The 12,555-nt window shown below is 64.3% G+C and carries 6 protein-coding genes and 2 pseudogenes; 7 read left to right on the forward strand and 1 reads right to left on the reverse strand.

The window, feature by feature from the left end:
* The first annotated feature begins 2 nt into the window (after positions 1 to 2).
* The 6 genes and pseudogenes from BCR55_RS29840 (at position 3) to BCR55_RS33750 (ending at position 11,290) form a co-directional block, all read left to right on the forward strand.
* Positions 3 to 3,533 (forward strand): helicase-related protein, encoded by a 3,531-nt coding sequence (locus BCR55_RS29840; protein ID WP_065497385.1) that lies wholly within the window; start codon positions 3 to 5, stop codon positions 3,531 to 3,533.
* A 199-nt stretch (positions 3,534 to 3,732) separates the two neighbouring features.
* The gene (locus tag BCR55_RS29845; RefSeq protein ID WP_065497246.1) at positions 3,733 to 4,350 is read left to right on the forward strand and encodes an NYN domain-containing protein; all 618 of its coding nucleotides are present in this window, start codon (positions 3,733 to 3,735) and stop codon (positions 4,348 to 4,350) included.
* Positions 4,351 to 4,362: 12 nt separating this feature from the next.
* Positions 4,363 to 7,237: pseudogene (locus BCR55_RS33995) on the forward strand (DUF1156 domain-containing protein).
* Between the two features lie 11 nt (positions 7,238 to 7,248).
* Positions 7,249 to 10,067: pseudogene (locus BCR55_RS34000) on the forward strand (TrlF family AAA-like ATPase).
* A 72-nt stretch (positions 10,068 to 10,139) separates the two neighbouring features.
* Complete coding sequence (locus BCR55_RS29860) at positions 10,140 to 11,138, forward strand: RNA-binding domain-containing protein (protein WP_254661890.1); 999 nt, start codon at positions 10,140 to 10,142, stop codon at positions 11,136 to 11,138.
* Between the two features lie 23 nt (positions 11,139 to 11,161).
* A complete protein-coding gene (locus tag BCR55_RS33750; RefSeq protein WP_254661895.1) occupies positions 11,162 to 11,290 on the forward strand; it encodes a hypothetical protein in 129 nt (42 codons plus the stop codon).
* Here BCR55_RS33750 and BCR55_RS33755 read toward each other — a convergent pair.
* The gene (locus BCR55_RS33755) at positions 11,229 to 11,603 is read right to left on the reverse strand and encodes a hypothetical protein (protein ID WP_254661891.1); all 375 of its coding nucleotides are present in this window, start codon (positions 11,601 to 11,603) and stop codon (positions 11,229 to 11,231) included. The genes BCR55_RS33750 and BCR55_RS33755 overlap by 62 nt on opposite strands.
* A gap of 10 nt (positions 11,604 to 11,613) precedes the next feature.
* Between BCR55_RS33755 and BCR55_RS29865 the strand changes: the two genes are divergently transcribed.
* A partial coding sequence (locus BCR55_RS29865) for a DUF499 domain-containing protein (RefSeq protein WP_254661892.1) occupies positions 11,614 to 12,555 on the forward strand: 942 nt, incomplete at its 3' end.

A 12,555-nucleotide genomic window follows, 5' to 3' on the forward strand; every position in this document is an offset into this window, starting at 1 on the left:
GCGTGCTGAAGCTCGAACAGATCCAGAAGAACGCGGCCATCTCGGGCTTGGAACCCGGGCAGGTGGTACGCATCGTCACGACAGAGCCGGTCGGTGACAACGCCCTCACCGTTTACTACAAGACCGCCGACGGCTCGCTGCGCGAGCGGATGCTGTTCCGCACCGACGAGGCCAACCTGTCGTTGGCCGAAGCCGGCCGCCCATGGGCCTTCGACGCCCCAGGCGAGGACTTCAAACTTGCCACCGAGGCCTACCGGATCAACCTGGCCCACCTGTTCGATCCGATGATGGCGGTGCACACGTCGAACGTGGAGCCGCTGCCGCACCAGATCACGGCGGTCTACGAGTCGATGCTGCCGCGCCAGCCGCTGCGCTACGTGCTGGCCGACGACCCCGGTGCTGGCAAGACCATCATGGCAGGCCTCTTCATCCGCGAGCTGCTGATGCGCGCGGATGCCAAGCGCGTGCTGATCGTCGCCCCCGGCAGCCTGGTCGAGCAGTGGCAGGACGAAATGTTCGAGAAGTTCGGCCTGTCGTTTGCGCTGTTTTCGCGAGAGCAAGTCGAACAGTCGCGCAGCGGAAACCCCTTCGACGACCATGACTTGCTGGTCGCCCGCGTCGATCAACTGGCCCGCGCCGAAGACCTCCAGGAGAAGCTGCGCCTGTCGCGCTGGGACCTGGTGGTGGTCGATGAAGCCCACAAGCTCTCGGCCAACTACTTCGGCAACAAGATCAACAAGACCAAGCGCTTTCAGCTGGGCGAGCTCCTCGGCTCGATCACCCGCCACTTCCTGCTCATGACGGCCACGCCGCACAACGGCAAGGAAGAGGACTTCCAGTTGTTCATGTCGCTGCTGGACGCCGACCGCTTCTACGGAAAGTTCCGTGACGGCGCGCACAAGGTGGACGTGTCCGACCTCATGCGTCGCATGGTCAAGGAGGAACTGCTCAAGTTCGACGGTACCCCGCTGTTCCCCGAGCGCCGGGCCTACACCGTCAACTACAAGCTCTCCGACCTCGAAGCCGCCCTGTACGCGGCCGTCACCGATTACGTCAAGGAGCAGTTCAACAAGGCCGACCAGTTGGCCGACAGCGGACGCAAGGGCACGGTGGGCTTCGCCTTGACGGCGCTGCAGCGCCGCCTGGCCTCCAGCCCCGAGGCCATCTATCAGTCGCTCAAGCGGCGGCGCAACAAGCTCAAGCGCCGCGTCGAGGAAGAAAAACTCCGTCAGCGCGGCCAATCACTGGCCGAGACACTGGGCAGCAACAACAGCCTGCCCGACGACGTGTGGGAAGCCGCCGACGCTCTGTCGCCCGAAGACTATGAGAACTTCGAGGAGGCCGTGGTCGACCAGGCCACGGCGGCGCAGACCATCCAGGAACTCGAGGCCGAAATCATCATCCTCGAAGGCTTGGAGGAGCAGGCCCGCCAGGTGGTGCATTCCGGTCAGGATCGCAAGTGGGATGAGCTCTCCCGCCTGCTGCAAGACACGCCGGAGATGCGCGACGCCGAGGGGCGACAGCGCAAGCTCATCATTTTTACTGAGCACCGCGACACGCTGAACTACCTCGCGGTGAAGATCCGCGGCCTTATCGGCAACGAAGAAGCCGTGGTGATGATCCACGGTGGGGTCAAGCGCGAAGAGCGCCGCAAGGTGCAGGAGCTGTTCCGCAACGACCCCACGGTGCGCGTGCTGCTGGCCACGGACGCGGCGGGCGAAGGCGTGAACCTGCAAAACGCCAACCTGATGGTCAATTACGACCTACCCTGGAACCCCAACCGCCTGGAGCAGCGCTTTGGCCGCATCCACCGCATCGGCCAGACCGAGGTCTGCCACCTGTGGAACATGGTGGCCGCCGAGACCCGCGAGGGCGACGTCTTCCAGCGCTTGTTCGAGAAGCTGGAGGTGGAGCGCCAGGCCCTGGGCGGCCGCGTGTTCGACATCCTGGGCGAGGTCTTCGAGGACAAGCCCCTCAAGGACCTGCTGATCGAGGCCATCCGCTACGGCTCGGATCCCGAAGTCCGTGCCCGCCTGCTCAAGAAGGTGGAAGGCGCGCTGGATACCCAGCACCTTGAAAACATCATCAAACGCAATGCGCTGTGCGAAGAGGTGATGGATGAGAAGCGCCTGTTCGCGGTGAAGGAGGAGATGGAGAAGGCCGAGGCCCGCAAGCTGCAGCCCTTCTTCATCCGCGCTTTCTTCAATCAGGCCTTCCAGCAACTGGGCGGCGAGCTGCGCCCGCGCGAGCAAGGGCGCTACGAGATCACCAACGTCCCGGCCATCATCCGCGAGCGCGACCGGCAAATCACCGGCCGCGACCGCCGCAATACCGACCCGGTGCTACGCCGTTACGAGCGCGTCTGCTTCGAGAAGCAGTACGTGCGGCTGACCGACCGTGTCGGCGCCCCGATGGCCAGCCTCATCCATCCCGGCCACCCCTTGATGCAGGCGGTCACCGACCTGGTGCTGGAAGCTCACCGCAACAAGCTCAAGCAAGGCGCGGTATTGGTGGACCCGAGTGATATGGGCGTCACCCCGAAGGTGATGTTCATCGTTGATCACGCGGTCAAGGAAGGGGCAGACCCCGCGCGCATCGTCTCGCGTCGCATGCAGTTCGTCGAGATCGACCCGCAGGGCCATGCCACCAACGCCGGCTGGGCGCCTCACCTGGACCTGGAGCCCATTGCGCCTGCCGACCTCAAATTGATCGAAGACGTGCTGGCGGCCCCGTGGATCGCCAAAGACCTGGAGCAACAGGCCTTGACCCATGCCGGAAGCTTCCTGGTGCCCGAACACTTCGATGAAGTTCGCACCCGCCGCGAGAAGGCGGTGGACAAAACCCTGGCCGCCGTGCATGAGCGTCTGGTCAAGGAAATCAACTTTTGGTCCGACCGTTACATCAAGCTGCAAGACGACCTGGCTGCCGGCAAGGATGTGCGCCTGACGCTGGAGAACGTGCGCCGCACCATCGACGACCTGACCGCCCGCCGCGAATCGCGCGAGAAGGAGTTGCTGGCCATGCGCCATGTGGTCTCCGCCACGCCGGTCGTGCTGGGCGGTGCGCTGGTGATCCCGGCGGGCCTCTTGATGCAGCGCAAGGGTCAGCCCGGCTGGTCGGCGGATGCCGATGCGCGCAGCCGCATCGAGCACATCGCCATGCAGGCGGTGATGAACGCCGAACGCGCGCTGGGCCATGAGGTCATCGACGTCTCGGCGCAGAAGTGCGGCTGGGACGTCACCAGCATCCCCCAAGCCCGCGATGGCCGCCTGCCCACCTCGCGCCACATCGAGGTCAAGGGCCGCGCTAAAGGCCAGACCACGATCACCGTCACCCGCAACGAGATCCTCTATGGCCTCAACCAGGCGGACAAGTTCATCCTGGCCATCGTGCTCGTTGACGGCGGCAGGCACGAAGGGCCGTTCTACATCCGAAAGCCCTTCACCCAGGAGCCCGACTGGGCGGTGACCAGCATCAACCTGGACCTGGACGCGCTGCTCGCGCGCGCCACGGCGGCGGAGGGCTCGCTGTGAGCCTGGGCTGCCCTCAGAAACAGAAACGCCCTCACGGGGAGGGCGTCGGGCCGTGGCTGCTGGCCGTGGGGCAAAATCCAACCCCAGAAAGAGAAACGCCCCTTGCGGGGCGTCGGGCCGGAGATGCTATCTCCGGGGGGGTTAGTGCCGCTCATTATAGTCTCTGGACGTCAGAGGTCAAGATAGCGGGGCCGCTGCCATGACCCGCGTGATGGCCTACGTGGACGGCTTCAACCTCTACTTTGGCTTGAAGGCGGCCGGCTTCAAGCGCTACTACTGGCTGGACGTGGCGGCGCTGGCGAACAATCTGCTTCGACCCGGTCAGCGTCTGGTCACCACACACTACTTTACAGCGCGCATCCGTGACAACGGCCGCAATGCGGCCGACCAGAAGCGGCAGAATGATTATCTCGAGGCACTCGCCGCTCAAGGCGTGCAATGCCAGTTTGGCCATTACCTCGATAAACGGCGCCAGTGCTATACCTGCCAGGCCACATGGATGGATTACGAAGAAAAGATGACCGACGTCAACATCGCCATCCAGTTGATGGTCGATGCCTTTGACGACGCCTTCGACATGGCGCTGGTCATCTCCGGGGACAGCGACCTCACCACGCCTATCCGCCGCGTGCGCGAGCGCTTCCCCCTCAAGCGCGTCATCGTCGCGTTTCCGCCCAAGCGGCACTCCAAGGCCCTCATGCAATGCGCCAACGGCCACTTGGCCATCAGTGAATCCAAGCTGCGCGCCAGCCAGCTGCCCGAACAACTCGTCAAGCCCGATGGCTACGTGCTCGCACGCCCTGCCATCTGGCGCTGAAGGACTTCAAGAATGACCAGCATCAAAGCCCCCAAGAAACTCATCGAAGTAGCATTGCCGCTCGACGCCATCAACGAAGCGGCAGCGCGCGAGAAATCCATCCGCCACGGCCACCCCAGCACCCTGCACCTGTGGTGGGCGCGCCGGCCGCTGGCCGCAGCACGTGCTGTCATCTTCGCCCAGATGGTCAATGACCCCGGCTACGAGCGCCACCTGGGCCGCGGCGTCAACAAGAAACAGGCCGCCGCCGAGCGCGAGAGGCTGTTCAAGATCATCGAAGACCTGGTGCAGTGGGAGAACACCAACAACGAGGAAGTCCTCGAACGCGCCCGCGCCGAGATCCGCCGCTCCTGGCGCGAGACCTGCGAGCTCAACAAGAACCATCCGCAGGCGGCCGAGCTGTTCAACCCGGAGAAGCTCCCCGCCTTCCACGACCCCTTCGCCGGCGGCGGCGCCATCCCGCTGGAGGCGCAGCGCCTGGGGCTGGAAGCCTGGGCGTCTGACCTCAACCCCGTGGCGGTGACGATCAACAAGGCGATGATCGAAATCCCGCCGCGCTTTGCCGGCCGCGCGCCGGTGGGGCCGCTGCCGGCGGGCGAGCGGCAGGCCAGGCTGCACGAAGACTGGCGTGGCGCGCGCGGCCTGGCCGAAGACGTGCGCCGTTACGGCGCCTGGATGCGTGAGCAGGCCGAACAGCGCATCGGCCACCTGTACCCCAAAATCACCATCACCGCCGAAATGGCGGCCGAGCGGCCGGATTTGAAGCCGCTGGTGGGGCAGCAACTCACCGTGATTGCCTGGCTGTGGGCGCGCACCGTCAAAAGCCCCAACCCGGCCTTCAGCCATGTGGAGGTGCCCTTGGCCTCCACCTTCATCCTCAGCAGCAAGCCGGGCAAGGAAGCCTACGTGCAGCCGGTGATCGAGGGCGACCGCTACCGCTTCACCGTGCGCATGGGCACACCCCCGGCGGAAGCGAAAAACGGCACCAAACTCGCGCGCGGGGCGAATTTCCAGTGTGTGCTCTCAGGCTCGCCCATTGACGGCAACTACATCAAAGCCGAAGGCCGGGCCGGGCGCATGGGCGCAAGGCTGATGGCTATCGTCGCCGAAGGCGCGCGCGGGCGCGTCTATCTGCCGCCCATCGAGGAACATGAAGCCATCGCCCGGCAGGCGCAGCCGACATGGAAACCAGATACCCCATTGCACGGTAAAGCGCGCGACCAAATGCCGCTTTATGGCATGGAAACCTTCGCGGACCTCTTCACCCCCCGCCAACTGGTGGCGCTGACCACCTTCTCCGATCTCGTGGGCGAGGCGATCGAAAAATGCCGGCAGGACGCCCTGGCCGCGGGCCTGCCCGACGACGGCCGCGGCCTCGACGCCGGCGGCAGCGGCGCCACCGCCTACGCGCAGGCTGTGGCGGTGTATTTGGCGTTTGGTGTTGGCAGGAGTGCCAACTATTGGTCATCGCTCACTCCGTGGGGTGGCGATTTCATCGTGCAGACCTTTGGGCGTCAAGCTATCCCGATGGTGTGGGATCATGCAGAAGGAAATCCCCTTTCTAACTCCACCGGAAACTGGCTCGGTGCGCTCGAATGGATTGAAAAGGTTCTTGTTACGAGTCTTAGTAATGCAGGAAGAGGCAACGGAGTGGCATTACAGGCCGATGCGCAAACTCAAAATATTAGTGGTGACAAACTAGTATCCACCGATCCTCCCTATTACGACAATATCGGCTATGCCGATTTATCGGACTTTTTCTATGTCTGGCTGCGCCGTTCGCTCAAACCCATTTATCCGGGCTTGTTCGCCACGGTGGCGGTGCCCAAGGCCGAGGAGCTGGTGGCCACGCCATATCGCCACGGCGGCAGGGAACAGGCCGAGCAGTTCTTTTTGGAGGGCATGACGCAGGCCATGCACAACCTGGCGCAGCAAGCGCATCCTGCTTTTCCGGTCACCATTTACTACGCTTTCAAGCAATCGGAAACCCAAACCGAAGCCGGCACTTCCAGCACCGGCTGGGAAACCTTCCTGGAAGCCGTGCTGCAAGCTGGTTTTGAGCTGACTGGTACTTGGCCTGTACGAGCAGAACGTGATCAAGGCTTGAAGACAGGGACGAATGTGCTGGCCTCATGCATCGTCCTCGTTTGCCGCCCGCGCCGTGCCGACGCACCTACTGTGTCGCGCCGCGAGTTCATTCGTGAGCTGAATGCCACGCTGCCCGAAGCGCTGGATGAAATGACCCGTGGCGGCGTCAATTCGCCGGTGGCGCCGGTGGATCTCTCGCAGGCCATCATCGGCCCGGGCATGGCCATTTTCAGCCAGTATGCGGCCGTGCTGGAGGCCGACGGCACCCCCATGCGCGTGCGCACTGCGCTGCAATTGATCAACCGCTTTCTCGCCGAAGACGACTTCGACGCCGATACCCAGTTCTGCCTGCATTGGTTTGACCAATACGCATGGGCCGGGGCAGATATGGCGAGGCCGACGTGCTGGCGCGCGCCAAGGGCACCAGTGTGGCTGGCCTGCAAGCGGCGGGGTGGTGGAATCGGGCAAGGGCCTGCTGCGCCTGCTCAAGTGGGCCGAGCTGCCGCCCGATTGGTCGCCCGAGGCAGACGCCCGCACCCCGGTGTGGGAAGCGCTGCACCAACTCATCCGCGCGCTGAACCAGGACGGCGAATCCGCGGCCGGGAAGCTGCTCGCCCGCATGCCTGCAAGGGCCGAGCCGATCCGCGCACTGGCCTACCGCCTTTACACCCTGTGCGAGCGCAAGGGCTGGGCCGAGGAGGCCCGTGCCTACAACGAGCTCGTCACCGCTTGGAGCGCCATCGAGCAAGCGGCCAGCGAAGCGGGCGTGGTCGGCTCGCAGGCGCAACTGGACATTTGAGAGAGAGAGACATGTCTAACACTCTGTCGCCTTACCCTGGTTCGCGCTGGTGGAAGTTCGACTTCCACACACACACGCCGGCGTCGAAGGACACCGATGCCTGGCAGAAAGCCATGGGCACGCCCGATGAAATCACTCCCGAGAAATGGCTGCTCAAATACATGGCCGCCGGGATCGACTGCGTGGCCGTGACGGACCACAACAGCGGGGCCTGGATCGACGGGCTCAAGGCTGCTTACGAGCAGATGAAGGTGCAGGCGGATCAAGGCCAGGCACCGGCGGGTTTCCGTGAGCTGACGATCTTTCCGGGCGTGGAGATTTCCGCCAACGGCGGCGTGCATGTGCTGGCGCTCTTTGACCCATCGGCCACGACAAGCGACATCGACAGTCTGCTGGGTGCGGTTGGATTCCCGACTCAGTTGCGCGGCGTAACCGACAGTGCCGACGCTGCCGCTGTGACACGGGCCTCCTTGACTCAGGTCTTGGAGGAGGTTTTTCGTGCCGGCGCGATCCCCATCCCGGCGCACGCCGACAGTGGCAGCGGCCTGTTGTGCGTCAACCCTGGTACGCGGCAAAGCGCGCTGTCAGCCAACACTGTCAAACAAGCGCTGGAAGTAGAGGGTTTGTTGGCAGTGGAGTGGTGCGACCTGAACAACCCGTACCCGCAAGCCGTGGAGAAGCTCGCCAGGCCCTTGGCCCGCGTGCTGGGCAGCGACTGCCACAACTTTCAAGGCGCGAAGGTACCAGGCAGCGCTTACTACACCTGGGTCAAGATGGCCAAGCCCACGCTGGAGGGGCTGCGGTTGGCACTGCTGGACGGCAACGGCGTGTCGCTCCGGCGCAGCGACGACGCAGAACCGTTCGATCCATTCAAGACGCCGGCGCATGTGATCCGCGCCATCGAAATCGAACGAGCGAGGGTGATCGGCAACGGAAGACCGGCCGTTCTCCAGTTGTCGCCCTTCTTCAACGCCATCGTCGGCGGCCGCGGCACCGGCAAATCCACGGTGGTGCATGCGCTGCGGCTGGCGACCCGGCGCGAGGCTGAGATTCAGGCGCTGCCGAAAGACAGCGAGCCACGCGAGCGTTTCGAAGCCTTTCGAACGATCGCCAAAGGCCGCGATGACAGAGGCGCGCTGAAGCCAGACACGGCTATCAGGGTCGAATGGCAGCATGAGACGACGCGGCTGCGCCTGTGCTGGCGTGGTGAAGGAAAAGCCGTCGAGGTCAAGGAGTGGCGCGATGGCCAGTGGCAGCCTTCTGCTAGCCAGAGCGTGAATGCGGCCCGCTTCCCCTTGCGCATTTTCTCCCAGGGCCAAATCGCGGCGATGGCCGGTGGCGGACGGCAGGCCCTGCTGGCCATCATCGACGAAGCTGCGGGTGTGGAGCCGCTCAAGCAAGCCTATGAGGAAGCGCAGCGTGCGTTTTTCGCTCAGCGCGCACGGCTGCGCGAGATCGACGGCAAACTCGCTGTACTGCCCGAAGTCGAGCGACGCCGGCAGGAGGTGGAGGGCAAGCTCAAGTCGCTGTCGCAAGCCGATCACGCAGCCGTGCTGCAAGCCTTTGCCCGCGCTCAACACCAGCAGCGCGCGGTAGACGAAGCCTTGGGGCAATTGCGCGAAGGTGCAGCCACCTTGCGCAAGGTCGCCAATAGCCTGCTGCTCGATGACTGGCTGCCGCAGCATTTCACCGAGGCCGACGCCGACCTGTTGGCGTGGCGGGCCAAAGCCGATAGCCTGCTGGCCAGGGCGCGGCAACGCCTGGGGCAGGAGGCGGCGGCGCTCGATGAAGGCATCGCCCAACTCACAGCCGACGCGCGCCTAGGCGCCTGGCGCAGCCGGGCCGACGCTGCTCGCGAGCAGCACCAGAACTTGCAGACGCGACTTGCCGCACAAGGCGTGGCTGACCCGCAGGCATTTGCACGACTGACCCAGGAGCGGCAGCACCTGGAGACACAGATCAAGGCTCTGCGGCAGATGCAGTCGGATAGAACACTGCTCGTGCAACAAATCGAGGCTCAGCAGTCCCTGGTGCTGGAGCGCCGCCGGGCCATCACGCAGCAGAGGCAGGCGTTTCTGAAGGACAAGCTCGCCCAAAACCCCCATGTGCGCATGAGCGTGTTGCCGTTCGGTTTCGACGCGCAGGTGATCGAGCGCAGTTTGCGGGAGTTGATCGAGGTGGCGGACGACCGATTCGCTGAAGACATTCTCAAGATCGAGGATGGACAGGCCACGTCCGGACTGGCGTTCGATCTCGCTACGGCGACTGACGGCCAGAAGTTGGCGGCATTGGATCGCACCCGCCACGCCATTCTTCAACGTCCCGCGTCCTTGGGGGGCACTTCCGCAACTATCTGGAACGAAAAGCCCAAAAGCCGGAGTTCGCCGACCACGTGCTCGTCTGGTACCCGGAAGACGACTTGCGCATCGAGTATCAGCGCGACAACAAGTGGTACGCCATCAGCGAAGGTTCCCAAGGCCAACGCTCGGCGGCGTTGCTGGCCTTCCTGCTCGCTTTCGGCGAGGAGCCCATCGTGCTCGACCAGCCCGAGGATGATCTGGACAATCACCTGATCTACGATCTGATCGTGCGCCAGATCCGCGAGAACAAGCTGCGTCGGCAGCTCATCGTGGTCACTCACAACCCCAACGTGGTGGTGAATGGCGATGCCGAACTGGTGCATGTGATGGAGTTCGGTCGCGGCCAGTGCTTGGTTCAGCAAAGCGGCGCCTTGCAGGAGAAGGCCGTGCGCGAGGAGGTCTGCCGGGTGATGGAAGGCGGCCGAGAAGCATTTGCCCGCCGCTGGATGCGTTTGGGCAAGGAGGTTTGACATGCTGGCGACCCGCGCGGAGTTGATCGAGAAGATTCGACTGGCGAAGACAGCTTCCTCGAGCTGAAGCAGGTGAAGTTCGCAGGTGGCAAGGTCCGCGGCCCGGCGCAGGAAGACTTGGCCGACGAACTGGCTGCCTTTGCCAACAGCGCAGGCGGCGTGGTGCTGCTCGGCGTCGAGGACAAATCGCGGGAAGTGCTGGGTATTCCTGCCGAGCGGCTGGATACCGTGGAAGCGTTGGTGCGGCAGGCCTGTGAGGATTCGGTGAAGCCGCCCTTGGCGCCCATCATCGAGCGCATCACACTGCCTGATTTGAGCGGTGCAGAGCAGCCGGTGATACGTGTCGAGGTGGCACGCAGCTTGTTCGTGCACCAGAGCCCGGGCGGCTATTTGCATCGGGTGGGGTCATCGAAGCGCCCGATGCCGCCCGATCACTTGGCACGCTTGTTTCAGCAACGCAGCCAGTCGCGATTGATTCGCTTCGACGAAACACCGGTGCCGCGTGCGACGCTCTCTGATCTGGATGAGGCGTTGTGGCGGCGTTTCGCGCCCGCGCAAAGCGCAGACGCGCCGGAAGTTCTGCTGTCCAAGCTGGCAATGGCGGCGCAGGACGAGCAAGGCGTCTGGCGGCCGACGGTGGCGGGCCTGCTAATGGCCAGCAGCCAACCGGAGCGTCACCTTCCCGGCGCCATCGTGCAGGCCGTGGCCTACGTGGGCACGGAGGTAGTGCCCACGGGCGAGGGGGTGTACCAACGGGACGCGCAAGACATCACGGGCCCGCTCGATGAGCAGATACGCGCCGCATGTGCCTTTGTGCGCAAGAACATGCAGGTGGCAGCCTACAAGCGCGCCGGGGGCGGTCGGGTGGATGTGCCGCCATTCGACATGACAGCCGTGTTCGAGGCTGTGACCAACGCCGTGGCCCATCGAGACTATTCGATGGCCGGCGCCAAAGTGCGGCTGCGCCTGTTCGATGACCGGCTGGAGCTGTTCTCTCCGGGGGATGCTGCCCAACACGATGACGCCGGAAAGCCTGCCTTTCCGGCAGGCGGCGCCGCAATGAAGTCCTGACCAGCCTTCTGGCGCGCTGCCCCATCGGCGATGTCGGGCTTGCCAGCCATCGCAGCCACATCATGGACAAGCGTGGCGAAGGGGTGTCCATCATCCTGACGCGAAGCGAACAGCTATCCGGCAAGCGCCCCGAATACCCGATTGAACGATGACAGCGAGCTGATGTTGACCATCTTTGCCGCTCGCATGGAGCAAGGAAGCATGATCCTCAAACCCTGGCGCGAGATCGCAGAGCCGCATTCCGATGTGCGGGAGGGCAAGTTCCAGCAGGCCGAGTTTCGCGGCGGACCTGTCGCGGGTGCATGCGCGTACGGCAACGAGGAGTACCAGAACCCGGTGCTGTTCTTCCAGCGCACCTTCATTACCGAGGGCATGCGCCTGCTGCTGGACTCGGTGGTCAAGCGCCTGGCCGGCAAAGGCGGCGATCCGGTCATCCAGCTTCAGACCGCATTCGGCGGCCGGCAAGACGCACACGATGCTGGCCGGTCTACCACCTCGCCAAGGGGGCGGCGCCGGCGAGCGAGCTTCAGGGCGTGCCCCCGATCTGGATGCAGCCGGCGTGACGGAGTTGCCCAAGGCCCGTATCGCCGTGCTCGATGGCGTGGACCTGCTGAGCCTGGCCAGCAAGCCGCGCGTCCATGACGGCTGCACGGTGCGCACACTCTGGGGTGAGTTGGCCTGGCAGCTGGGCGGCGAGACCAGCTACGAGCACGTGAAAGAAGCCGACCTGACCGGCACCGCACCGGGCAAGAAGGAGCTCGCGGACATGCTGGCGGAAAGCAGCCCGTGCGTGATCCTGATGGACGAGCTGGTGCGCTATGTGTCGCAGTTCGAGGAGGGTAAGACGCTCTCGGGCGGCACTTACGACACTCAGCTGTCGTTTGTGCAGGCATTGACCGAGGCTCTGAAGGCGGTGCCGACAGCGGTGCTGCTCGCCTCGCTGCCGTTCTCGGATCGCGAGGCGGGCAGCCAGCAAGGCGTCAAGGCCCTGCGTGCGCTCGAACACTACTTCGGCCGCGTGCAGGCACTGTGGAAGCCGGTGGCCACCGAGGAAGCGTTCGAGATCGTCCGCCGCCGCCTTTTTACCAACATCAACGACAAGCTGGCGATGGAGTCGGTCTGCCGCGCGTTCGCGGACTACTACATCGCCAACCGCGAGGACTTTCCCCAGGAGACGCAGGACAGCAAGTACTTCGAGCGCCTGGTCCACGCCTATCCCATCCACCCCGAGGTGTTCGACCGCCTGTACGAGGACTGGTCCACGCTGGACAACTTCCAGCGCACCCGCGGCGTGCTGAAGCTGATGGCCAAGGTCATCCATCGCCTGTGGAAGGACGGCAACAACGACCCGTTGATCATGCCTGGCAGCGTGCCTTTGATGGATGCCGACACGCGCAACGAGGCCATCTACTACCTG

The organism is Burkholderia sp. CCA53, from assembly GCF_001685525.1.
GTDB lineage: Bacteria > Pseudomonadota > Gammaproteobacteria > Burkholderiales > Burkholderiaceae > Burkholderia > Burkholderia multivorans.

Excerpts from the sequence above, each read along its gene's own strand:
- BCR55_RS29845 (WP_065497246.1), top strand. The coding sequence starts at position 3,733 with ATGACCCGCGTGATGGCCTACGTGGACGGCTTCAACCTCTACTTTGGC.